Annotated in this window: 24 protein-coding genes and 1 riboswitch; of the genes, 12 read left to right on the forward strand and 12 right to left on the reverse strand. The window is 72.1% G+C overall.

Features of this window, described 5'->3' with window-relative positions; all coding sequences use genetic code 11:
* Positions 1-29: 29 nt before the first annotated feature.
* The 3 genes from LN251_RS04885 (at position 30) to LN251_RS04895 (ending at position 3,171) form a co-directional block, all read left to right on the forward strand.
* Entirely contained in the window at positions 30-665 is a 636-nt protein-coding gene (locus LN251_RS04885; protein WP_458243273.1) for a TetR/AcrR family transcriptional regulator, read from the forward strand.
* Between the two features lie 352 nt (positions 666-1,017).
* Positions 1,018-1,635 (forward strand): DUF4126 domain-containing protein, encoded by a 618-nt coding sequence (locus tag LN251_RS04890; RefSeq protein WP_458243274.1) that lies wholly within the window; start codon positions 1,018-1,020, stop codon positions 1,633-1,635.
* 30 nt (positions 1,636-1,665) lie between these two features.
* Positions 1,666-3,171, forward strand: coding sequence for a phytoene desaturase family protein (locus LN251_RS04895; protein ID WP_458243275.1), 1,506 nt, complete (start codon positions 1,666-1,668; stop codon positions 3,169-3,171).
* 21 nt (positions 3,172-3,192) lie between these two features.
* Here the strand turns inward: LN251_RS04895 and LN251_RS04900 are convergent, their stop codons facing one another.
* The 5 genes from LN251_RS04900 to LN251_RS04920 form a co-directional block, all read right to left on the reverse strand.
* Positions 3,193-4,146 carry an SCO2102 family sporulation regulator gene (locus tag LN251_RS04900; protein WP_458243276.1) on the reverse strand — a complete coding sequence of 318 codons (954 nt, stop codon included), beginning with the start codon at positions 4,144-4,146 and terminating at the stop codon, positions 3,193-3,195.
* 56 nt (positions 4,147-4,202) lie between these two features.
* Positions 4,203-5,126 carry a methylenetetrahydrofolate reductase [NAD(P)H] gene (gene metF / locus LN251_RS04905; protein WP_458243277.1) on the reverse strand — a complete coding sequence of 308 codons (924 nt, stop codon included), beginning with the start codon at positions 5,124-5,126 and terminating at the stop codon, positions 4,203-4,205.
* Positions 5,127-5,235: 109 nt separating this feature from the next.
* Entirely contained in the window at positions 5,236-5,895 is a 660-nt protein-coding gene (gene thiE / locus LN251_RS04910; protein ID WP_458243278.1) for a thiamine phosphate synthase, read from the reverse strand.
* Positions 5,896-6,023: 128 nt separating this feature from the next.
* Positions 6,024-6,395: an Rv2175c family DNA-binding protein gene (locus LN251_RS04915; protein WP_058925820.1), complete on the reverse strand. Its 372-nt coding sequence runs from the start codon at positions 6,393-6,395 to the stop codon at positions 6,024-6,026.
* Between the two features lie 65 nt (positions 6,396-6,460).
* Positions 6,461-7,690, reverse strand: a complete 1,230-nt coding sequence (locus tag LN251_RS04920) for an NAD(P)/FAD-dependent oxidoreductase (protein WP_458243279.1) — start codon at positions 7,688-7,690, stop codon at positions 6,461-6,463.
* Between the two features lie 135 nt (positions 7,691-7,825).
* Positions 7,826-7,937, forward strand: a riboswitch (TPP riboswitch).
* Between LN251_RS04920 and thiO the strand changes: the two genes are divergently transcribed.
* The 6 genes from thiO (at position 7,935) to LN251_RS04950 (ending at position 13,615) form a co-directional block, all read left to right on the forward strand.
* Positions 7,935-9,089, forward strand: a complete 1,155-nt coding sequence (thiO, locus tag LN251_RS04925) for a glycine oxidase ThiO (protein ID WP_458243280.1) — start codon at positions 7,935-7,937, stop codon at positions 9,087-9,089. (Overlaps the previous riboswitch by 3 nt.)
* A complete protein-coding gene (gene thiS / locus LN251_RS04930; RefSeq protein WP_458243281.1) occupies positions 9,086-9,286 on the forward strand; it encodes a sulfur carrier protein ThiS in 201 nt (66 codons plus the stop codon). Before thiO ends, thiS begins: the two co-directional genes overlap by 4 nt.
* Positions 9,287-9,289: 3 nt before the next feature.
* A complete protein-coding gene (locus tag LN251_RS04935; RefSeq protein WP_458243282.1) occupies positions 9,290-10,084 on the forward strand; it encodes a thiazole synthase in 795 nt (264 codons plus the stop codon).
* Between the two features lie 118 nt (positions 10,085-10,202).
* On the forward strand, positions 10,203-12,125 hold the full coding sequence (gene pknB / locus LN251_RS04940; RefSeq protein WP_458243283.1) for a Stk1 family PASTA domain-containing Ser/Thr kinase: 1,923 nt from the start codon (positions 10,203-10,205) through the stop codon (positions 12,123-12,125).
* 34 nt (positions 12,126-12,159) lie between these two features.
* Complete coding sequence (locus LN251_RS04945) at positions 12,160-13,038, forward strand: deoxyribonuclease IV (protein ID WP_458243284.1); 879 nt, start codon at positions 12,160-12,162, stop codon at positions 13,036-13,038.
* A 76-nt stretch (positions 13,039-13,114) separates the two neighbouring features.
* Positions 13,115-13,615 (forward strand): DUF4396 domain-containing protein, encoded by a 501-nt coding sequence (locus LN251_RS04950; protein WP_458243285.1) that lies wholly within the window; start codon positions 13,115-13,117, stop codon positions 13,613-13,615.
* Positions 13,616-13,631: 16 nt separating this feature from the next.
* Here LN251_RS04950 and LN251_RS04955 read toward each other — a convergent pair whose 3' ends face one another.
* A complete protein-coding gene (locus tag LN251_RS04955) occupies positions 13,632-14,273 on the reverse strand; it encodes a sulfite oxidase-like oxidoreductase (RefSeq protein WP_458243286.1) in 642 nt (213 codons plus the stop codon).
* Between the two features lie 155 nt (positions 14,274-14,428).
* On the opposite strand from LN251_RS04955, the gene bfr reads away from it, so the two are divergent.
* Complete coding sequence (bfr, locus tag LN251_RS04960) at positions 14,429-14,908, forward strand: bacterioferritin (RefSeq protein WP_133042876.1); 480 nt, start codon at positions 14,429-14,431, stop codon at positions 14,906-14,908.
* 10 nt (positions 14,909-14,918) lie between these two features.
* On the opposite strand, the gene LN251_RS04965 is transcribed toward bfr, so the two are convergent.
* Both LN251_RS04965 and LN251_RS04970 read right to left on the reverse strand, forming a co-directional pair.
* Positions 14,919-15,152, reverse strand: a complete 234-nt coding sequence (locus LN251_RS04965; protein ID WP_458243287.1) for a (2Fe-2S)-binding protein — start codon at positions 15,150-15,152, stop codon at positions 14,919-14,921.
* Between the two features lie 134 nt (positions 15,153-15,286).
* Positions 15,287-16,639 carry a class II 3-deoxy-7-phosphoheptulonate synthase gene (locus LN251_RS04970; RefSeq protein ID WP_458243288.1) on the reverse strand — a complete coding sequence of 451 codons (1,353 nt, stop codon included), beginning with the start codon at positions 16,637-16,639 and terminating at the stop codon, positions 15,287-15,289.
* 96 nt (positions 16,640-16,735) lie between these two features.
* Between LN251_RS04970 and LN251_RS04975 the strand changes: the two genes are divergently transcribed.
* Together LN251_RS04975 and LN251_RS04980 are read left to right on the forward strand one after the other, a co-directional pair.
* Positions 16,736-16,792 carry a trp operon leader peptide gene (locus LN251_RS04975; RefSeq protein ID WP_071528813.1) on the forward strand — a complete coding sequence of 19 codons (57 nt, stop codon included), beginning with the start codon at positions 16,736-16,738 and terminating at the stop codon, positions 16,790-16,792.
* Positions 16,793-16,888: 96 nt separating this feature from the next.
* Entirely contained in the window at positions 16,889-18,769 is a 1,881-nt protein-coding gene (locus LN251_RS04980) for an anthranilate synthase family protein (protein WP_458243289.1), read from the forward strand.
* Here LN251_RS04980 and LN251_RS04985 read toward each other — a convergent pair.
* The 4 genes from LN251_RS04985 to macS form a co-directional block, all read right to left on the reverse strand.
* Positions 18,721-19,716 carry a 2-hydroxyacid dehydrogenase gene (locus tag LN251_RS04985; RefSeq protein WP_458243290.1) on the reverse strand — a complete coding sequence of 332 codons (996 nt, stop codon included), beginning with the start codon at positions 19,714-19,716 and terminating at the stop codon, positions 18,721-18,723. The genes LN251_RS04980 and LN251_RS04985 overlap by 49 nt on opposite strands.
* 63 nt (positions 19,717-19,779) lie before the next feature.
* A complete protein-coding gene (locus tag LN251_RS04990) occupies positions 19,780-20,808 on the reverse strand; it encodes a 6-phosphofructokinase (RefSeq protein ID WP_458243291.1) in 1,029 nt (342 codons plus the stop codon).
* Between the two features lie 108 nt (positions 20,809-20,916).
* The gene (locus tag LN251_RS04995; protein WP_458243292.1) at positions 20,917-21,594 is read right to left on the reverse strand and encodes a response regulator; all 678 of its coding nucleotides are present in this window, start codon (positions 21,592-21,594) and stop codon (positions 20,917-20,919) included.
* On the reverse strand, positions 21,591-22,805 hold the full coding sequence (macS, locus tag LN251_RS05000) for a MacS family sensor histidine kinase (protein WP_458243293.1): 1,215 nt from the start codon (positions 22,803-22,805) through the stop codon (positions 21,591-21,593). The genes LN251_RS04995 and macS overlap by 4 nt, the downstream gene beginning before the upstream one ends.
* Positions 22,806-22,811 lie beyond the last annotated feature (6 nt).

Raw genomic sequence — 22,811 nt, forward strand, 5'->3', positions numbered from 1 at the left:
ACACGCGCGTACCTGTGACAATCGGGGCCATGGAAAGCAGCAGTCCCACGACGGGCGGCAGCACGCGCCGCGAGGCCACCCGGCAGAAGCTCTACGAGGCGGCCGTCACGCTCATCGCCGAGCAGGGGTTCTCCGCCACCACCGTGGACGAGATCGCGGAGCGGGCCGGGGTCGCGAAGGGCACCGTCTACTACAACTTCGCCAGCAAGTCCGTCCTCTTCGAGGAGCTGCTGCGGCACGGCGTCGAGCTCCTGACCGCCTCACTGCGCCAGGCGGCGGAGCAGACCGCGCGGGACGGCGGCGGCAAGGTCGACGCCCTGGACGCGATGGTCCGGGCGGGCCTGGTCTTCATCGAGCGCTATCCGGCCTTCACCCAGCTCTACGTCGCCGAGCTGTGGCGCACCAACCGGGCCTGGCAGTCCACGCTGATGGTGGTACGCCAGCAGGCTGTGGCCGTCGTGGAGGACGTGCTCCGGGACGGTGTGGCGGCCGGCGAGTTCAGCGAAGAGATCGATGTGCCGCTGACCGCGTCGGCCCTGGTCGGCATGGTCCTGGTGGCGGCCCTGGACTGGCAGTCCTTCCAGCCGGAGCGCTCCCTGGACGACGTCCACGCGGCGCTGTCCCGGCTGCTGCAGGGCCGGGTCAGCGGCCGCGACCGGGACTGAGGCACGACGAAAGCGCCGGTCCGTCGTGGCCGCGTCCCCCGCGGGCCACCTCGAACCGGCGCCTTTCCGTGCTCCCCCCGTCGGGACCCTCGTTACGGTCGTTCCCTCGGGCTCCCCCGTGCCTCGCTCCCGCCGACCTCGGCCGGCGGAAGGAGCGGATCGTGGGCCGCTGCGTTCCGGCGCCCCGTGTCGCCGGTGCCGCAGCCGCGCCCCTCTCCGTGCCTCCACCTTCTCGTTCGCGCAGGTCCGCCCCCATCCGCGCGCGTACTCATCTCGCCCACTAGGTACGGATACTCAGCTCTGCGTGCTCATCCCCAGGACGCGGTGCCGCCCACTGGTTACGATCGCGTCCGTGTCCGTACTCCCTCTCGTCTTCACCAGCGGCTGGGCCAGCGGCATCAACGCCTACGCCGTGGTGCTGCTGCTCGGCGTGTTCGGTGCCACCGGGGTGAGCGACGACGTCCCCGAGGCGCTCCAGCGGCCCGAGGTCCTCGTCCTTGCGGGCGTGCTGTTCCTGTGCGAGGCGGTCGCCGACAAGATCCCGTACGTCGACTCGGTGTGGGACTCGGTGCACACCGTGGTCCGCCCCGTCGCGGGCGCCTGGGTCGGTGCGCTGCTCGCCGGGCAGAGCGGTTCGCTGAACGACGTGGTCGCGGGCCTGATCGGCGGCTCCACCGCGCTGGCAAGCCACACCGTCAAGGCCGGAACGCGGATGGCGGTCAACACCTCGCCGGAACCGTTCAGCAACATCGTCATCAGCATCGCCGAGGACCTCGGGGTCGGCGGGATCGTGACGTTCGCGATGTTCCACCCCGTCGCGGCGGCCTCACTCGCCGGCGCCCTGCTGCTGACCGGTCTGGTGGTGCTGGTCTTCCTGGTCTCCCGGATCCGCCGTTTCCTGCGGCGCAGGGCCCAGCGGCGGGAGGAACGGCGGCTCGCCGCCGAGCCGGGACCACCTCCCGTTCCGTGACCGTCGGTGGCGGTCGATAAGGTCGCGGGCATGGGACGGATTGCGGTGATCGGCGCCGGGCTGGGCGCGATGGCGGCCGCCGCCCGGCTGGCCGTCGCGGGCCACCGGGTGACGGTGTACGAGCGTACGGAGACGTACGGCGGCGCGGTGCGCCGGTTCGAGCGCGACGGCTTCGGCTTCGACACCGGTCCCGGGTTGCTGACCCTGCCCGCGGTCTGGCGCGATCTGTTCGTCAAGACCGGCAAGGAGCCGCTGGAGGACCGCGTCGAGCTGGTCCAGGTCGACCCGTCCTCGCAGCACGTCTTCGCGGACGGCACGCGCGTCCGCCTGCCCAACGCCTCGCGCGCGGGCGTCGTCGCCGCCCTGGACGAGGCGCTCGGGGCGCCCGCGGGCGAGCGCTGGGGCGACTTCCTGGTACGGGCCCGCGAGGCCTGGGACCGCACCCGGCGGCCGCTGCTGGAGGAGCCGCTGTGGCCCAACTGGTCGGTGCTGGCGGAGCGCGAGCCCTATCCGGCGGTGGCCCACAAGCGGCTGCTGCGCACCCGGCGGGCGAGCACGCTCGGTGAGGTCGGCGCCTTCGAGCTGCGGGACGCCCGGCTCACGGCGCTGTTGGAGAGCCACGCCCTCGCGTACGGCCTGGACCCGCGCGTCACCCCGGCGAGCGCGACCGTCCTGCCGTACATGGAGCACGCCTTCGGCGTCTGGTATGTGCGCGGCGGCATGAGGGAGTTGGCGCGCGCCGTCCACGAGCGGTGCGTGGCGCGCAGGGTCGAGTTCCGCTTCGGCGCCGAGGTGACGGGGGTGCTGGAGAAGGACGGCCGGGCGACGGGGGTGGAGTTCGCGGACGGGACGGTCGCGGAGGCGGACTTCGTGGTCGCCGGTGTCTCGCCCGGAACCCTGAGCGGTTGTGTACGGGGTTCGGCCGTCCGGGGCGACGGCGAGGTCCTGCCGCGGCGCGGCCTGCCGAGCCGTCTCACGGTGCTGCTGGCGCTGCGCGGCGGCCGCCCGGAGGGGACGGCGCACCGGACCGTGGTGCACGCGGCCGACCGGGACGCCGAGTTGGACGCCCTGTTCGGCACCCCGGCGGCGATGACGGACCGCCCCACGCTCACCGTCCTGCGCCCCGACGACCCGCGGCTGGTCCCGGATGCCGGCCATGAGGCGATCACGCTCACCGCGGTGGTCCCGGCCGGGCCCGGGGGAAGCCGGGAGGACCACACCGATCTGGCCCAGAAGCTGATCACGGTTGCCGAGCGGGCCGTACCGGATCTGCGTGAACGGCTGCTGTGGCACGAGGTGCGCACCCCGGCCGACATCGCGGAGGCGACCGGCGCCGAGGGCGGCGCCGTCCCGCCGCCGGCGCTCGCCGCGGGCAAGGGGGGCCTGCTGCACCCGGCCAACACCACCGCCGTTCCCGGCCTGTTCACCGTCGGCGGGTGGTCGCACCCCGGTGGCGGGCTCCCGCACGCGGGCATGTCGGGCGCGCTGGTGGCCGGACTGATCGTGGAGGGGCCGGAGTTCCGGGGCTCGCAGTGACCGGCCTGCGCTGAGGAGTCCTCAGAAGCGGTACTGCTCGTCGTACCCGGCGCCGCCCTGCTGCTGGCCGTCGCCCTGGTACGGGTACTGCTGCTCCGGCGGGAGTTCGCCGCCGTAGGTCTCGTCGGTGCGCTGCTGCGGGACCCAGACCCCGGCGGACGGCGTCTCGCCGTACCCGCCGGTGCCGTACTGCTCCTGGCCGTAGCCCTGCTGGCCGTACTGGTCGTAGCTCGCGTCGTACCCGCCGCCGTAGGTCTGGGTGCCGATGTAGGGATCGGAGTAGGCGGCGTACTGCTGCTGGCCGGTGGTGTCGTAGCCGTACTGCTGCTGACCGTAGCCGGAGTAGTCGTAGCCGTAGCTCTGGTCGGCTCCCTGGGCGGCCGTCGCGTACTGGTCCTGGGCCTGGCCGGCGTTGGCGTACGACGGGTCGGCGGCGGCGTACGAGGTGTCGCCGTAAATGCCGTAGGAGCCGGTGTCGTCGGGCAGGGGCTGCGGCTCGTAGACGGCGGTGCTCTCGGCGGCCGCGGGGCGGGCGGGAGTGAAGACGTCGTCGCGGTCGTAGTCGTCGTCCGCGCCGTAGGAGGCGGGGTCCTGGGTGTAGGCGGCGCGCTCCGGGCCGTAGTCCGTGTCGGCCTCCGGCTCGGACACCTCCAGGGTCGGGTCGCGGCGCTCCGCCTTGCCGCGACGGCCCTTGAGGCCGGCGCCGAGGCCGTCGCCCTCGGGGCGCTTGACCGCCCAGCCCGCCGAGAAGCCGCGGCGGAACGACAGCGTGACGAAGGTCTGGCCGACCGCGAACGCCGCGGCGCCCAGGCCGATGACGATCACCGAGGGGATCAGCACGCCGAGCACGACGCCGAGGAATCCGGCGAAGGCGAGCAGCCGCCAGCGCAGCCGCGCCTTGTACTGCAGCAGCACCTCGCCCAGCAGCCACAGCGCGACGATGCCGAACGCGATGTAGAGGACCGTCCAGCCCATGTACGCCCCTCTCCCAGTCGCCGCTACGCAGTGTGTCGTATACCCGTGCGGCCGGTCTAGGCCTGCGGGGGGTGATGCAGGCCCAGGTTCTCGTAGATTTCCAGCGTCGCCGTGGAGTTGTTGAGCGTGATGAAGTGCAGTCCGGGCACTCCCTCGTCCAGCAGTCGCGCGCAGAACTCCGTGGCGAATTCGATGCCAATGGAGCGTACAGCGGCCGGATCGTCTTTTGCTGTGAGGATCCGCTCTTTCAGGACGGAAGGGATGCGAGCGTTGCTGAGCTGCGGCAAACGCTGCAGCATCTTCACACTCGTGACCGGCATCACTTCCGGGATGACGGGGGTCGCGCAGCCCGCCGCGGCCACCCGGTCGCGCAGCCGCAGGTACGACTCCGACTGGAAGAACATCTGCGTGATGGCGTAGTCGGCGCCGGCCCGGCACTTGTCGACGAAGCGGGCGACGTCGGTGTCCCAGTCGGCGGAGCGCGGGTGCATCTCCGGGAAGGCCGCCACGCCGACGCAGAAGTCGCCCGACTCCTTGATGAGCTGGACGAGTTCGGCGGCGTAGGTCAGGCCCTGCGGGTGCGGCACCCAGTCGCCCATGGGGTCGCCGGGCGGGTCGCCGCGCACGGCGAGCATGTTGCGGATGCCCGCGTCCGCGTACTGGCCGATGATGTTGCGCAGCTCGGCGATGGAGTGGTTGACGGCGGTGAGGTGGGCGACCGGCGTCAGCGTGGTGTCGGCGACGATCTGCTCGGTCTCCTTGACCGTGCCGGCGCGCGTGGAGCCGCCGGCGCCGTAGGTGACGGAGACGAAGTCCGGGGCCACGGCCTCGACCCTGCGCAGCGCGTTCCACAGGTTCCGCTCGCCCTTGGGCGTCTTGGGCGCCGAGAACTCGAAGGAGTACGTCGTCTTGCCCGCGGCGAGCATGTCGCTCACGGTGCGTGCGCGATCAGTCCTGGTGGATGCGGTTCCGAGGGCCATACTCGCAGGTTAACCAGGGGCGCCCGGTCCCCCAACCGAGAGCCGGGAATTTGCCCGTTTTGCCGCGCTGTTGTCCACCCCTTGGACACCGGGGCCGCTCAGGGGCCCGTCAGGGCTGCCGCAGCCGCTTCGCGAACTCCGCGGCGGCCGCACCGGGGTCGTCCGCCTCGGTGATGGCCCGCACGACCACGACCCGGCGGGCCCCGGCCTCGATCACCTCGTCGAGGTTGCCGAGGTCGATGCCGCCGATGGCGAACCACGGGCGGTCGGTGTTCAGGGCGGCGGTGTGCCGGACCAGGCCGAGCCCGGGGGCGTGGCGGCCGGGCTTGGTGGGGGTCGGCCAGCAGGGACCGGTGCAGAAGTAGTCCACGCCCTCCTGGACGGCGGCCGCCTCGGCCTCCGCCTCCCCGTGAGTGGAGCGGCCGACGAGTACGTCCTCGCCGAGGATCGCGCGGGCCGCGGGGACCGGGAGGTCGCCCTGGCCCAGGTGGAGGACGTCGGCGGCGGCCGCGTGGGCGACGTCCGCGCGGTCGTTGACCGCGAGGAGCCCACCGTGGCGCTCGCAGGCCGCGGCGAAGACTTCCAGGTGCTCCAGTTCCTCGGCCGCCTCCATGCCCTTGTCGCGCAGCTGCACGATGTCGACCCCGCCCGCCAGGACGGCGTCCAGGAACTCGGGCAGGTCGCCCTGGGCCCTGCGGGCGTCCGTGCAGAGGTAGAGCCGGGCGTCGGAGAGCCGGGCGCGGGCGTCGGCGCCGGACGTGACGGGCATGCGGGTGTCCCCCGGGTGTGGAAGGTGTACGGGCCGCGGGCCGGTGCGGCGGGCCGCGGTGGTCCGCGGCCGTGGCCTCACCGGCCACGGCCCGTACTCCGGACGGTGTTCGGTTCGTTCTGGCTGGTTCAGACGGCGAGCGCCTGGGCCCGGCGCTTCACCTCCGTGCCGCGATTCTCGCTCAGGGCCTGCGCGGGGGTGCCGGGCAGGCTCTCGTCGGGCGTGAAGAGCCACTCGAGCATCTCTTCGTCGGTGAAGCCGTCGTCCCGCAGGAGCGTCAAGGTGCCCGACAGGCCCTTGACAACCTTCTGCTCGGCCCCGTCGATGAAGGCGGCGGGGACGTGCAGCGCGCGGTTCTCACCCCGGCGTACGGCGATGAGCTGGCCGTCCTTGACCAGCTGCCGCACGCGCGTCACCTCCACGTCGAGCATTTCGGCGATGTCGGGCAGGGTGAGCCAGGCGGGGACGAGAGCATCGATCTTTGCGTCAATCTCGGTCACGGAATCAAGCCTGCCATCCGGGACCGACAGTCGGAAGTCGGGGCGCCCGAGCCGTGGCGTACGGGCTACGCCGTCGCCGCCTTCAGGGGCTTGGCCGGGTCGGCCAGCAGCGCCGCGTCCATCGGGGTGCCCGCCTCGATCAGCCGCCGCCCCTGGGCCAGGTCACGCGGCCTGCCGACGGCGAGCAGCGCCACCAGGCGGTTCTCGCGCAGCCAGCAGACCGACCAGGCCGGTCCGGCGGGGTCGCCCCGCCACACGGCCGTGTCGGCGGACGCGTGGTGCCCGGCGTACTGCACGAACCGGCCGAACTGCTCCGACCAGAAGTACGGGACCGGGTCGTAGACGGCCGGCGGTTCGTCGGTGGCCTCGCCGACGATGTTCGCGGCGACCGTGCGCGGGCCCTGGAGGGCGTTGTCCCAGTGGTGGACGAGCAGGCGCTCGCCGTACCGGGCGGAGGGGAAGGAGGCGCAGTCGCCGACGGCGTAGACGTCCGGCACCGAGGCGCGCAGGCGGTCGTCGGCCAGGACCTCGCGGTGCGCGCCGAACTCGACGCCGGAGCCGGCGAGCCAGGCGGTGGCGGGGCGGGCGCCGATACCGACCACGACCGCGCCCGCGGGCAGGCGTGTGCCGTCGTCGAGGACGACCGCACCGGGTTGGACGCGCGCCACGCGCGCGTGGGTGCGCAGCTCGACGCCGGCGTCCCCGTACCAGGCGGCCATCGGGGCGGCCACCTCGGCGGGCAGCGCGCCGGCGAGCGGCCGGTCCGCGGCCTCGACGACGGTCACCGCGCAGCCGGCCTCGCGGGCGGCCGTGGCGAACTCGGCGCCGATCCAGCCCGCTCCGACGACCACGATGTCGTGCTGCCGGGCGAGCACGGGCCGCAGCCGTTCGGCGTCGTCCAGGGTGCGCAGCAGGTGCACGCCGGGCACGCCCTCGGCGCCCGGCAGCATGACGGGTTCGGCGCCGGTGGCCAGGACCAGGACGTCGTACGGGACGGGGCCGGCCTCGGTGTCCAGCCGGTGCTCGGCGGGGCGCAGGCCCAGCGCCTCGCGCCCCAGCCGCAGTTCGATGCCGAGCGCCTCGAAGTCGACGTCGAACGCGGAGCCCTCGGACTTGCCGAGCAGGACGGCCTTGGACAGCGGCGGCCGGTCGTACGGCTGATGGGGCTCGGCGCCGATCAGGGTGACGGTGCCGGTGAAGCCCTGTTCGCGCAGCGCGACCGCGGTCTGCACACCGGCCATGCCGGCGCCGACCACGACCACACGCCGCTGCGCCTGCGTCGTCTGCTCGCTCACCTGATCACCATAGACACTGACTACCCGTCAGTCAGGGGTCGTGCTCCGTGAGCTGTTCCACACCGTCGGTGAGCGCGCCGGGCGCCGGAGGCTGTCTTACCGAGGCGCGCGGGGTCGGGCTAGGGTGGCCCCCGTACACGCACTCGCGGGAGCCCGGACGCACCGGGCTGAGAGGGAGGCTGGCGGCCTCCGACCGTACGAACCTGATCCGGGTCATGCCGGCGAAGGGAGGGGCTGGACGCCCATGTCGTCACGTACGTCAGACGTCCTCGTCATCGGGGGCGGGATCATCGGCCTGGTCACGGCCTGGCGGGCCGCGCAGCGCGGTCTCACGACAGCCGTGGTCGATCCCGAGCCGGGCGGCGGGGCCGCCCAGGTGGCCGCCGGGATGCTGGCCGCCGTCACGGAACTGCACTACGGCGAGCAGACCCTGCTGGGTCTCAATCTGGCCTCCGCCCGCCGGTACCCCGACTTCGCGGCCGAGCTCACCGAGGTCACCGGTCACGACGTCGGCTACCGCCGGTGCGGCACGCTCGCCGTCGCACTCGATGCCGACGACCGCGCCCACCTGCGCGAACTGCACGCCCTGCAGCGGCAGTCGGGCCTGGAGTCCGAGTGGTTGTCCGGGCGCGACTGCCGGCGCCTGGAGCCGATGCTCGCGCCGGGCGTGCGCGGGGGGCTGCGGGTCGACGGCGACCACCAGATCGATCCGCGACGGCTGGCGCACGCGCTGGTGGCCGCGTGCGAGCGGGCCGGCGTGGTGTTCCACCGGGTGTGGGCCGAGCGCTTCCACGTCGCACGGGAGCGGGCCGCCGGCGTCGCCACGGCCGACGGCACCGAGCTGGCCGCGGGGCAGGTGGTGCTGGCGGCCGGCAGCCTCAGCGGGCGCCTGCCGGGCGTGCCGGACGACGTGCTGCCGCCGGTGCGTCCGGTCAAGGGGCAGGTGCTGCGGCTGACCGTGCCGCAGCGGTACGCGCCGTTCCTGAGCCGTACCGTGCGGGCGCTGGTGCGCGGCAGTCACGTCTATCTGGTGCCCCGCGAGAACGGCGAGCTGGTCGTGGGCGCCACCAGCGAGGAGCTGGGCTGGGACACGACGGTCACCGCCGGCGGGGTGTACGAGCTGCTGCGCGACGCGCACGAGCTGGTCCCCGGGATCACCGAACTGCCGCTGACGGAGACGCGCGCGGGCCTGCGCCCGGGCTCCCCCGACAACGCGCCGCTGCTCGGGCCGACCGAGCTGCCCGGGCTCGTGCTGGCCACCGGCCACTACCGCAACGGCGTGCTGCTCACGCCGGTCACCGGCGACGCCATGGCCCAGCTTCTGGCCACCGGCGAACTGCCCGAAGAGGCCCGCCCGTTCACCCCGAAGCGCTTCGCGCGCGTGGAGCAGCCCGCATGAACGTCTCCGTCAACGGCCAGGCGCGCGAGTTCGCCCCCGGCACGGCTCTGGACGCCGTCGTCCGCACCCTGACCCCGGCCGCCTCCGGAGTGGCCGCCGCCCTGAACGAGACCGTCGTCCCGCGCGCGCAGTGGCCGGCGACGCTCCTCTCCGAGGGGGACCGCGTCGAGGTCCTCACCGCCGTCCAAGGAGGCTGACCCATGGCCGACGATCCCTTCGTCATCGGCGGTACGTCCTTCACGTCCCGCCTGATCATGGGCACCGGAGGTGCCCCCAGCCTGGAGGTGCTGGAGCGCGCGCTGGTCGCCTCCGGCACGGAGCTGACCACGGTCGCCATGCGGCGGGTGGACGCCTCGGTGCACGGCTCGGTGCTGTCGGTGCTGACCGGGCTGGGCATCCGTGTCCTGCCGAACACGGCCGGCTGCTTCACGGCCCAGGAGGCCGTCCTGACCGCGCGCCTGGCACGCGAGGCGCTCGGCACCGACCTGGTCAAGCTCGAGGTGATCGCCGACGAGCGCACCCTGCTGCCCGACCCGATCGAGCTGCTGGACGCCGCCGAGACCCTGGTGGACGACGGTTTCACCGTGCTGCCGTACACGAACGACGACCCCGTGCTCGCACGGAAGCTGGAGGACGTCGGCTGCGCGGCGATCATGCCGCTCGGCTCGCCCATCGGCTCCGGCCTGGGCATCCGCAACCCGCACAACTTCCAGCTGATCACCGAGCACGCGGGTGTGCCGGTGATCCTGGACGCGGGCGCGGGGACGGCCTCGGACGCGGCGCTCGCGATGGAGCTGGGCTGCGCGGGCGTGATGCTCGCCTCGGCGGTGACGCGGGCACAGGAGCCGCAGTTGATGGCCGAGGCGATGCGGCACGCGGTGGAGGCCGGCCGGCTCGCGTTCCGGGCGGGCCGCATCCCGCGCCGGCACTTCGCGGAGGCGTCCTCGCCGCAGGAGGGGCGCGCGCACCTCGATCCGGAGCGCCCCGCGTTCTGAACGCACGTTCGATCAGATCCGGACGGCGGTGCGAGGTCCGTCACAGCTCGGCTGCAGTACCGCCCCGATCTCACCCGAACCGACGGCTCCGTCAGTCTCGGCTCGTACACTCACCTGCGTGGATACGACCCTTCAGGACCCTCTGGTCGGGCAGGTGCTCGACGGCCGCTATCGCGTGGACGCGCGGATCGCGGTCGGCGGGATGGCCACGGTCTACCGGGCCCTGGACACCCGCCTCGACCGCGTGCTCGCGCTGAAGGTGATGCACCCCTCGCTGGCGGCCGACGGCTCCTTCGTCGAGCGGTTCATCCGGGAGGCGAAGTCGGTCGCCCGGCTCGCCCACCCGAACGTGGTGCAGGTCTTCGACCAGGGCACCGACGGGTCGTACGTCTATCTCGCCATGGAGTACGTCGCCGGGTGCACCCTGCGCGACGTGCTGCGCGAGCGCGGGGCGCTGCAGCCGCGCGCCGCCCTGGACATCCTGGAGCCGGTGCTCGCCGCGCTGGGTGCCGCGCACCGGGCCGGGTTCGTGCACCGGGACATGAAGCCGGAGAACGTCCTCATAGGGGACGACGGCCGGGTGAAGGTCGCCGACTTCGGGCTCGTGCGTTCCGTGGACACGGTCACCAACACCACCGGGACCGTCCTCGGCACCGTCTCCTACCTCGCGCCGGAGCAGATCGAGCACGGCACGGCCGACCCCCGGGTCGACGTGTACGCGTGCGGTGTCGTCCTGTACGAGATGCTCACCGGCGACCGGCCGCACGAGGGGGACTCCCCGGCCACGGTCCTGTACAAGCACCTCCACGAGGACGTCCCGCCCCCGTCGGCGGTCGTCCCGGGGCTGCCGTACGCGCTGGACGAGCTGGTCGCCTCGGCGACCGCGCGCACTCCCGACGTCCGCCCGTACGACGCGGTGGCGCTGCTCGCGCAGACCCGCGAGGTGCGCGCCGCACTCAGCGTCGAACAGCTGGACGCGGTGCCGCCGAGGGCGGTCCCGGCGGACCACCGGGACATCTCCGAGGACCGTACGAGCGTCATCCCGCGCGCGCTGACCACGCCCCGGCCGCTGCCGGCGGACGCGGAGTCCGCGCTGCACCGCACCAGCCGGCTGGAGTCTCCCCCGCCGCTGCCGCCGCGCCCGCGCGAGGGGCGCTCCCGGCGCGGGCCGCTGGCGATCGTCGCGGCGGTGCTGCTGATCCTCGGCGTCGGCACGGGCGTGTGGTACATCAACTCCGGCCAGTTCACCAAGGTCCCGCCGGTGCTGGCGAAGACCCGGACGCAGGCCGAGAAGAAGCTGAGCGACGCCGGGCTGGACCTGGGGGCGGTCAAGCACGCCTACAGCGACACGGTGGCCCGGGGCACGGTCATCAGCTCCGACCCCGAGCCCGGCGCCCGGGTCCGGGACAACGCCTCCGTGTCGATCACCCTCTCCGACGGCCCCGAGACCGTGAAGGTGCCCGACGTCCAGGGACGGGCCCTGGCCGAGGCCAGGGCCCAGCTCAAGAGGAGCGGGCTCGAGGCGGGCATGGTCACCCGGGAGTTCAGCGACAGCGTCCAGCGGGGCTCCGTGATCTCCACGGACCCCGGGACGGGCGTACGGCGGCACGCGGGCTCCGCGGTCGCGCTGACGGTCAGCAAGGGCAGCCCGGTGGACGTCCCGGACGTCACCGGCGAGGACCTCCAGTCCGCACGGTCCGACCTGGAGCAGGCGGGCCTCACGGTGAGGGTCGCCGCCGAGCGGATCAACTCCGACTACGACAAGGGCCAGGTCGCCGCGCAGACCCCCAAGGGCGACGGCCGGGCCGCCGAGGGCGACACGGTGACGCTGACGCTGTCCAAGGGCCCCGTGATGGTCGAGGTCCCGGACGTCACCGGTGACAGTGTCGACGACGCGCACAAGGCCCTGGAGGGCGCCGGATTCAAGGTCGACGAGGACCGCGGCCTGCTCGGCCTGTTCGGCGACACGGTCAAGGCGCAGTCCGTGAAGGGCGGCGAGACGGCGCCCAAGGGCTCGACGATCACCATCAAGATCCGGTGACGGAGGGCTGCCGGAGGCATGACACCCTGAACGGGTGAAGAGCCGGTACCCCTCCCTCCCCCGCAACCCCGTCGGCGGCCACGTGCCCGTGGCCGGCGGTCTGAACTCCGTCGGTCTGAGCTACGCCCGCGACCTCGGGGCCGAGACCGTGCAGGTCTTCGTCGCCAATCCGCGCGGCTGGGCCACGCCCGTCGGCAATCCGCGGCAGGACGAGGAGTTCCGCGCGGCCTGCGCGGCCGAGGCGATCCCGGCGTACGTCCACGCCCCCTATCTGATCAACTTCGGCTCTCACACCGAGGCGACGGTCGAGAGGTCGGTGGAGTCGCTGCGGCACTCGCTGCGCCGCGGGCGGGAGATCGGGGCGCTCGGTGTGGTCGTGCACACCGGCAGCGCGACCGGCGGCCGGGAGCGGTCCGTGGCCCTGAAGCAGGTGCGCGAGCATCTGCTGCCGCTGCTCGACGAGCTGACCCACGACGACGACCCGTTCCTGCTCCTGGAGTCGACCGCCGGCCAGGGCTCCTCCCTCTGCTCGCGGACCTGGGACTTCGGGCCGTACTTCGAGGCACTGGACGCCCATCCGAAACTCGGGGTCTGCCTGGACACCTGCCACATCTTCGCCGCCGGGCACGACCTGACCGGCCCCGCCGGCATGCACCAGACCCTCGACCTGCTGGTGGACACGGTCGGCGAGGGCCGGCTGAAGCTGATCCACGCCAACGACTCCAAGGACGTCGTCGGTGCCCACAAGGACCGGCACGAGAACATCGGCGCCGGTCACATCGGCGAGGACCCCTTCCGCGCCCTGATGACGCACCCCGCCACCGAGGGCGTTCCGCTGATCATCGAGACCCCCGGCGGCAAGGAGGGGCACGCGGCGGACGTGGAGCGGCTGAAGAAACTCCGGGATTCCTGACACAGGAAGGAATACCCCCCGGGGGTATGCGGTTCTGTCCGGTGCAGGCACCCGTCATCCGCCGTTGGGGGCAGACATGCAGCACGAGGCGCACACCGCACCCGCCCACCACCACGAGGGCCACGCAACCCACGGGCACGGCCCCGCGAGCTGGTCCATGGCCGCGCAGGCCACCCTCCACTGCCTCACCGGCTGCGCCATCGGCGAGGTGCTGGGCATGGTGATCGGCACCGCGCTCGGCTGGGGCAACCTCCCGACGATGATCCTGGCGATCGTCCTCGCGTTCTTCTTCGGCTACTCGCTCACCCTGCGCGGCGTACTGAAGGCCAGCGTCGGCTTCCGCACCGCCTTCCGGGTGGCGCTGGCCGCGGACACCCTGTCGATCGCCGTGATGGAGCTCATCGACAACGGCGTGATCGTGCTGTGGCCGGACGCCATGGACGCCGGGCTCGCCGACGCGCTCTTCTGGATCTCGCTGGCGATCTCCCTGGCGATCGCGTTCGTGGTGACCACGCCCGTCAACAAGTGGATGATCGGCCGCGGCAAGGGCCACGCCGTGGTCCACGGCCACCACTGAGCGGCCGGGGGCGGGCTCAGAGTTCGGGGCCCTCCCCCGGTTCCTCCTGGTAGGAGTACCGCTGCTCCTTCCAGGGATCGCCGATGTTGTGGTAGCCGCGCTCCTCCCAGAAACCGCGCCGGTCGGCGGTCATGTACTCGATGCCGCGCACCCACTTCGGGCCCTTCCAGGCGTACAGGTGGGGCACGACCAGGCGCAGCGGGAAGCCGTGCTCCGCCGTCAGGAGCTCGCCGTCCTTGTGGGTGGCGAACAGGGTGCGGTCGGAGGCGAAGTCGGCGAGGCGGAGGTTGGAGCTGAAGCCGTACTCGGCCCAGACCATGACATGGGTGACGGCGGGAGCGGGCGGGGCGATCTGCAGGATCGCGGAGGCGGGGACGCCGCCCCACTCGGCGCCGAGCATGCTGAACTTCGTGACGCAGTGCAGATCGGCGACGACCGAGGTGTACGGCAGCGCCGTGAACTCCTCGTGGTTCCAGCAGTGCTTCTCACTGTCCGCGGTGGCGCCGAAGACCCGGAACTCCCAGCGCTCGGGCCGGAACTTGGGCACGGGTCCGTAGTGCGTGACCGGCCAGCCGCGCTGCAGGCGCTGGCCGGGGGGAAGCCCCGGGTGCACGGGATCTCCGGTTTCTCCTGATGCGCGTTCCACCGGCTGACCCATGTCTCCATCCTGACAGACCCGGGGCGATGCCCATGACCGGCCTCCGCGCGATTCGGGCAACTCCTACTAAGCGTGAACTTACTGGACGGCCTCGCACACCGGTGCAATCATGCGGCGCAACCTGCCCGTTCCCCCGGTCGGAAGGAGCCTCTGCGATGCAGGGCGACCCCGAGGTCATCGAATTCCTCAACGAGCAGCTCACCGGCGAGCTGACCGCGATCAACCAGTACTTCCTGCACGCGAAGATGCAGGAGAACTTCGGCTGGACGAAACTCGCCAAGTACACCCGGCACGAGTCGTTCGACGAGATGAAGCACGCCGAGGTGCTCACCGACCGGATCCTGTTCCTGGAAGGACTGCCCAACTACCAGCGGCTGTTCCACGTACGGGTGGGCCAGACCGTCAAGGAGATGTTCGAGGCCGACCGGCAGATCGAGGTGGAGGCGATCGACCGCCTCAGGCGCGGCATCAAGGTGATGCGCGACAAAGGCGACATCACGTCCGCGAACATCTTCGAGTCGATCCTCGAGGACGAGGAGCACCACATCGACTACCTCGACACCCAGCTGGAACTGGTGGAGAAGCTCGGCGAGGCGCTGTACATCGCCCAGCTGATCGAACAGCCCGAGAGCTGAGCGGGCCGGGCTAGGCCGCTTCGTCGAGGTCCGCGAGCTCGGCGAGGACCGGGCGGCCCTGGTCCGCCGTCTCGCGGCGCGGGCAGGCGCCCCGGCCGAGGATGGCCTGGATGCGGCGTACGCACGAGCCGCAGTCGGTGCCCGCCTTGCAGGCGGAGGCTATCTGGCGGGGAGTGCAGGCGCCGTCGTCCGCATGCCGCTGGACCTGCGCCTCGGTGACGCCGAAGCAGCTGCACACGTACACGCGGACTCACCTCCCACCTGAATCACTAAGGATAACCTAACCTTACCCGGCACCCGGGGGCCGCAAAAGAGGGAAGGGGCGCGGATCGCATGTGATCCGCGCCCCACTTCATGCCCTGGTGACGGGCACCGCCGTCACTGGTCCCGGTACATCTCCGCGACGAGGAACGCCAGGTCGAGCGACTGGCTGCGGTTCAGGCGCGGGTCGCAGGCCGTCTCGTAGCGCTGGTGCAGATCGTCGACGAAGATCTCGTCGCCGCCGCCCACGCACTCGGTGACGTCGTCGCCGGTGAGCTCCACGTGGATGCCGCCCGGGTGGGTGCCGAGGGCCTTGTGGACCTCGAAGAAGCCCTTGACCTCGTCGAGCACGTCGTCGAAGCGGCGGGTCTTGTGACCGGAGGCCGCCTCGTAGGTGTTGCCGTGCATCGGGTCGGTGATCCAGGCGACGGTCGCGCCGGAGGCGGTGACCTTCTCCACCAGCTCGGGCAGCTTGTCGCGGACCTTGTCGGCGCCCATGCGCACGATGAAGGTCAGCCGGCCCGGCTCACGGTCCGGGTCGAGGCGCTCGATGTACTGCAGCGCCTCCTCGGCCGTGGTCGTCGGACCCAGCTTGATGCCGATCGGGTTGCGGATCTTCGAGGCGAACTCGATGTGCGCGTGGTCCAGCTGCCGGGTGCGCTCACCGATCCACACCATGTGCCCGGAGACGTCGTACAGCCGGCCGGTGCGCGAGTCGACCCGGGTCAGCGCCGACTCGTAGTCGAGCAGCAGCGCCTCGTGCGAGGCGTAGAACTCGACGGTCTTGAACTCCTCCGGGTCGGTGCCGCAGGCCCGCATGAAGTTCAGCGCGTTGTCGATCTCCCGCGCGAGCTGCTCGTAGCGCTGGCCGGAGGGGGAGGACTTCACGAAGTCCTGGTTCCAGGCGTGCACCTGGCGCAGGTCGGCGTAGCCACCGGTGGTGAAGGCGCGCACCAGGTTCAGCGTCGAGGCGGACGCGTGGTACATCCGCTTCAGCCGCTCGGGGTCCGGGATGCGGGCGGCCTCGGTGAAGTCGAAGCCGTTGACGGAGTCGCCGCGGTAGGTCGGCAGGGTCACGCCGTCGCGGGTCTCGGTCGGCTTGGAGCGGGGCTTGGAGTACTGGCCGGCGATGCGGCCGACCTTCACGACCGGCACCGAGGCGGCGTAGGTCAGGACGGCGCCCATCTGCAACAGCGTCTTGAGCTTGTTGCGGATGTGGTCGGCCGACACGGCGTCGAACGCCTCGGCGCAGTCGCCGCCCTGGAGGAGGAACGCCTCTCCCTTGGCGACGGCCGCCAACCGGGCGCGCAGCTGATCGCACTCGCCCGCGAAGACGAGCGGCGGATACGACTCGAGCTCCGCAACGACTGCGCGCAGAGCCTCAAGGTCGGGGTACTCGGGCTGCTGCGCCGCGGGCAGATCTCGCCAGGTGTTGCCAGCGCTCGCGCTGGTCTTAGCGTTCACGGTCACCCCCCAAACACTACGGGGTCGTGTCACGGCTCCAGGACCATGCCCAACAAATGAGACACCGCGTACACGGTACGGACATGGGGTAGGGTGCGTCGCATGTTCGCGCACTCGACCCAGAACTGGTGGTGGACCGCTCATCCGGCGGCCCACTGACTGCGCGTACGCAAGACTTCGCGAAGGCCGCCCGAGGGGCGGCCTTCGGCGTTTCCCGGGGGTCCGTTCCTCTCCAGCGAGAAGGAAAACGGACTCATGCATCTGGCCGACCTGCTCGACGATCCCCGACCGTTCGCCCTGCTGCGCCGCCGCACGCCGGGCCACGACGAGAACACCGTGGAGGTGCTGCTCGGCCCGGTCGCCCCGTACGACCGGCTCGCCGACCTCCCCGACGAGGGCCTGGCGCTCGTCCCCTTCCGGCAGATCCGCGAGCGCGGCTTCGACGTGCGGGACGACGGCACGCCGCTGCTGGTGCTGACGCCCGAGGTGGTGGGTGCCATGCCACTCGACGAGGCGCTCGCCGCCCTCCCCTCCCACGACGTCCGCGTCGACCGCGGCGGCTTCGACGTGGACGACGCGGAGTACGGCGAGATCGTCGGGCGCGTGCTGCGCGAGGAGATCGGGCAGGGCGAGGGCGCCAACTTCGTCATCCGGCGCACCTACGAGGGCGAGATCGCGGGGTTCTCCCGGGCCGACGCCCTGGCGCTGTTCCGGCGGCTGCTGGAGGGCGAGCGCGGGGCGTACTGGACGTTCGTCGTGCACACCGGGGACAGGACGCTGGTGGGCGCCAGCCCCGAGGTGCACGTGCGGATGTCCGGCGGCACGGTTGTGATGAACCCGATCAGCGGGACGTACCGCTATCCCGCCGAGGGACCCTCCCCGGAGCACCTGCTCGGCTTCCTCGCCGACTCCAAGGAGATCGAGGAGCTGTCGATGGTCGTCGACGAGGAACTGAAGATGATGTGCACCGTCGGTGACATGGGCGGGGTCGTGATCGGGCCGCGGCTGAGGGAGATGGCCCATCTCGCGCACACCGAGTACGAACTGCGCGGCAAGTCCTCGCTGGACGCGCGCGAGGTGCTCAGGGAGACCATGTTCGCGGCGACCGTGACCGGCTCGCCCGTGCAGAACGCCTGCCGGGTCATCGAGCGGCACGAGGTCGGGGGGCGCGGCTACTATGCGGGCGCGCTGGCCCTGCTCGGCCGCGACTCCGGCGGCGCCCAGACCCTGGACTCCCCCATCCTCATCCGTACCGCCGACATCGACGCCGACGGCCGGCTGCGGGTGCCGGTCGGCGCCACCCTGGTGCGGGGTTCGGACCCGGCGAGCGAGGTCGCGGAGACCCACGCGAAGGCGGCGGGCGTGCTGTCGGCGCTGGGCGTACGTCCCTCCCGGCCGCGTACGGAGCACACGCGCGCGCGGCTCGCCGAGGACCCCCGCGTGCGTGCCGCCCTCGACGGGCGCCGGGCCTCGCTCGCCCCCTTCTGGCTGCGGATGCAGGAGCAGGCCGCGGAGTTGAGCGGGCACGCCCTGGTCGTCGACGCCGAGGACACCTTCACGGCGATGCTCGCGCACGTCCTGCGGGCCGGCGGGCTGGAGGTGACGGTCCGGCGCTACGACGAGCCGGGTCTGCGGGAGGCCGTGTCCGCGCACGCGGGGCCCGTGGTGCTCGGGCCCGGCCCCGGCGACCCCCGCGACCTGGACGATCCCAAGATGCGGTTCCTGCGCGAGCTGACCGCCGAGGTGATCGGCACGCACCGGCACGGCGTGCTGGGCGTCTGCCTCGGGCACGAGCTGATCGCGGCCGAGCTCGGGCTGGACATCGTCCGCAAGGAGGTGCCATACCAGGGCGCGCAGACGCCGATCGACCTGTTCGGGCGGGAGGAGACGGTCGGCTTCTACAACAGCTTCGTGGCGCACTGCCCCGACGAGGCGGCCGAGGAACTGGCCGCGCACGGCGTCGAGGTCGCCAGGACCGGCAACGGCGAGGTGCACGCCCTGCGCGGGCCGGGCTTCGCGGGCGTGCAGTTCCACCCGGAGTCGGTCCTGACGCTGAACGGCGCCTCCGTCGTCCGCGATCTCGTCGGTCAGCTGCGCGGCACCAGCACGTTCTCCGAGCGGCGGCCCGCCCGGTAGTCGAGGACGTTCTGCACGGTGGCCTCGATGATCTGGCCGACGGCGTCCCGGGTGTAGTACGCCTGGTGCGAGGTGACCAGGACGTTCGGGAAGGTGACCAGGCGGGCCAGGGTGTCGTCCTCGATCGCCTCCAGCGAGCGGTCGACGAAGAACAGGCCCGCCTCCGCCTCGTACACGTCGAGGCCCACGCCCGTGAAGCGGCCCTCGCGCAGTTCGGCGACGAGGGCCGCGGTGTCGATGAGGCCGCCGCGGCTGGAGTTGACCAGGATCGCGTCGTCCTTCATGCCCTTGAGGGCGTCGGCGTCGATGAGGTGCTGCGTCTGCGGCATCAGCGGCACGTGCAGGGTGATCAGGTCCGACTCGGCGAGGAGCTGCTCCTTGGGCACGTACTCCATGCCGAGGTCCACGCAGGCGGGGTTCTCGGCGACGTCCCAGCCCAGCAGCCGCATGCCGAAGCCGTGGGCGATCCGGGCGAACGCCTCGCCGATCTTGCCGGTGCCGAGGACGCCGGCGGTGCGGCCGTGCATGTCCCGGCCCATCAGCCCGTCGAGGCGGAAGTCGAAGTCACGCGTACGCGTGGAGGCGCGCACGATACGGCGGTTGACCGCCATGGCGAGCGTCCAGGCGAACTCGGCGACGGCGTAGGGCGAGTAGTACGAGACGCGGGCGACGGTCATGCCGAGCCGCTCGGCGACCTTGAGGTCGATGTTGTTGAAGCCGGTGGAGCGCTGGGCGATCATCTGCGTGCCGCCGACCGTGAGGGTCTGCAGGACGCGGTTGCCCAGGCCGCAGTTGACGCTGGTGCAGACGATCTCGTATCCGGCGGCGATCGGGGCGGTGTCCTCGTTGAGGAAGACGTCGAGACACCGGACCTCGTGGTGTCCCTCGAAGGCCCGCTCGATCAAAGGCTTCTCGTCCGCCTGCACACCGAAGGCAAGGATCTCCACGCGCCGCTCCTGCTGTGATGGGTTATGGGCCGAATATACGACCCATAACCCCAGGATGCCGGTTCAGCCGAAGAAGACGCCGACCTCCTCGTACAGCTTCGGGTCCACCGTCTTCAGCTTGGCCGTGGCGTCCCCGATCGGGACGCGGACGATGTCGGTGCCGCGCAGGGCGACCATCTTGCCGAAGTCGCCGTCGCGGACCGCGTCGATGGCGTGCAGGCCGAAGCGGGTGGCGAGCCAGCGGTCGAAGGCGCTCGGGGTGCCGCCGCGCTGGATGTGCCCGAGGACCGTCGTGCGGGCCTCCTTGCCGGTGCGCCTCTCGATCTCCTTGGCCAGCCACTCGCCGACACCGGAGAGCCGGACGTGCCCGAAGGAGTCCAGCGACTCGTCCTTGAGCACCAGGTGGCCGTCCTTGGGCATGGCGCCCTCGGCGACGACCACGATCGGCGCGTAGGAGGACTTGAAGCGGGAGGTGATCCAGGCGCAGACCTGGTCGAGGTCGAAGCGCTGTTCCGGGATGAGGATGACGTTGGCGCCGCCGGCGAGGCCGGAGTGCAGGGCGATCCAGCCGGCGTGACGGCCCATCACCTCGCAGACCAGGACGCGCATGTGGGACTCGGCGGTGGTGTGCAGGCGGTCGATGGCCTCCGTGGCGATGCCGACCGCGGTGTCGAAGCCGAAGGTGTAGTCGGTGGCGGACAGGTCGTTGTCGATGGTCTTCGGCACGCCGACGCACGGCACGCCGTACTCGTCGGACAGGATCGCGGCGACGCCGAGGGTGTCCTCGCCGCCGATCGTGATGAGCGCCTCGACCTCCTGCTTGGCGAGGTTCTCCTTGATCCGCCGGATGCCGTTGTCCTGCTTGAGCGGATTGGTGCGCGAGGAACCGAGGACGGTGCCGCCGCGGGGCAGGATGCCGCGCACCGCGGGGATGTCGAGGGGAACGCTGTCGCCTTCGAGCGGACCCCGCCAGCCGTCCCGGTAGCCGACGAAGTCGTAGCCGTACTCCTGTACGCCCTTGCGAACGATGCCCCGGATGACGGCGTTGAGCCCGGGGCAGTCGCCGCCTCCGGTCAGTACTCCGACCCGCATGGAAATGTCCCTTCGCCGCGGTTGCCTGGTGCAGCCACGCTAATGGTGATCCAGGTCACACAGGGATGGGTCGGAGCGGCAATTCCGGTGAATCACCGGGCGGTCGGTTTACTCGTCGTCAAGTCCGCGTTCGATGGCGTACCGGACTAGTTCCACCCGGTTGTGCAGCTGCAGCTTGCCGAGGGTGTTCTGCACGTGGTTCTGGACCGTGCGGTGGGAGATGACCAGGCGCTCGGCGATCTGCTTGTAGCTCAGGCCCTTGGCGACCAGGCGCAGCACCTCGGTCTCGCGGTCGGTGAGCTGCGGGGCTCCCGGCTCGTCGGTGCCCGGGGCGGGGCCCGGCTCGGAGGCCAGGCGGCGGTACTCGCCGAGGACGAGCCCGGCCAGGCCCGGCGTGAAGACCGGGTCGCCGACGGCTGTACGGCGGACCGCGTCCAGCAGGTCCTCCGTGGACGCCGACTTCAGCAGGTAGCCGGTGGCGCCCGACTTCACGGCCTCCAGCACGTCGGCGTGCTCACCGCTGGCGGACAGCACCAGGACGCGCAACGCGGGGTTGTGGCCGACGAGTTCCTTGCAGACCTGCACGCCGGGCTTCAGCGGCAGGTTGAGGTCCAGCACGAGGACGTCGGGGGCGGCGGCCCGGGCGCGGCGGACGGCCTGCTCGCCGTCGCCCGCGGTGGCGACCACGTCGAAGCCGGACTCGGTCAGGTCGCGGGCGACGGCGTCGCGCCACATCGGGTGGTCGTCGACCACCATGACCCTGATCGGGCCCTGCTGCTCACTCATCTGTGCCCCGCCTTCGCGTTCTTGGGTACCTTCAGCTCGACCTCCGTGCCCTGTCCCGGGATCGAGATCAGCTCGGCGCTGCCGCCGAGGTCGCGCAGCCGGCCCCGGATCGACAGGGCGACACCGAGCCGCCCCTCCCCCTCGGCCTGGGCGAGCCGCCCCTCGGGGATGCCGGGCCCGTCGTCGCGGACGGTCACCACGACCTCGTCCGGCTCGTCCTCGACGAGGATCCAGGCGCGCGCGTCCTCGCCGGCGTGCCTGCCGACGTTGTCCAGGGCGGCGCCGACGGCGGCGGCCAGCTCCTTGGCGGCGGGCGCCGGCAGCAGCACGGGGGCGCCGGGTTCGGCGAGGGCGACCTTCGCGGCGGCGTACTGCGCGAGCAGCGCCCGCAGGTCCACCGGGCCCTCCTCGTCGTACGACGGCTCGTCCACCGCCCGGACCAGCGCGCCGTCGGCCGCGTCCTCCGAGACCCGCGACACCGGCAGCAGGCCGCCGGAGACCAGGGTGCGCAGGGCGACCTCCTGCTCGCCGGCCATCCGGCCGAGCTCGGCCGCCTCGCCGCCGAGGACCGCGCCGCGGCGCTGCACCATGGCCAGCACCTGCAGCACGCCGTCGTGGATGTCCCGGGCCAGCCGCTCGCGTTCGCGCGTGGCGGCCTCGATCTCCAGGGCGCGTGCGAGGGTGCGCTCGGAGGCGCGGGCGACCTCGACGACATAGCCGATGGCGATCGAGGCGACCCAGACGAGGATCACGTTGTGGACGGTGTCGCGGGCCGGGGCGCCGCGCTCGACGAGGTTGGCGACGGCGACCGGCGTGGAGGCGAAGGCCGCCCAGCGCCAGCCGCCCTTGATGGCGTAGGCGAGGACCGAGCCGGCGGTCCATATCGACGGCAGGGTGGGCCCGCCGTTCTGGATGTGGTGGTCGTTGACGGCGATCGGGGTGAGCAGGATGCCGGTGAGGGCGACGGCGAGGTCGACGGCGAGGAAGCGCTTGGTGCAGGCGGCGGCGTTCTGCACGCGGGGCAGGGTGGCGAGCGTCCAGACGAACAGCACGGCGTAGTAGCCGACGGCGACGCCCGCGTGGTCGTACTCGTCGTAGGCGGTGGCGAACAGGCCGACCGCGTACAGCATCGTCAGCACCCGGTACGCGGTCAGGGCACGCCACAGCGGCTGCTCGACCGACATGCGCATGACGCGCTCGCGCTTGGGCACGTCCCC

The sequence above is a fragment of the Streptomyces sp. MAI_2237 genome (assembly GCF_054189285.1).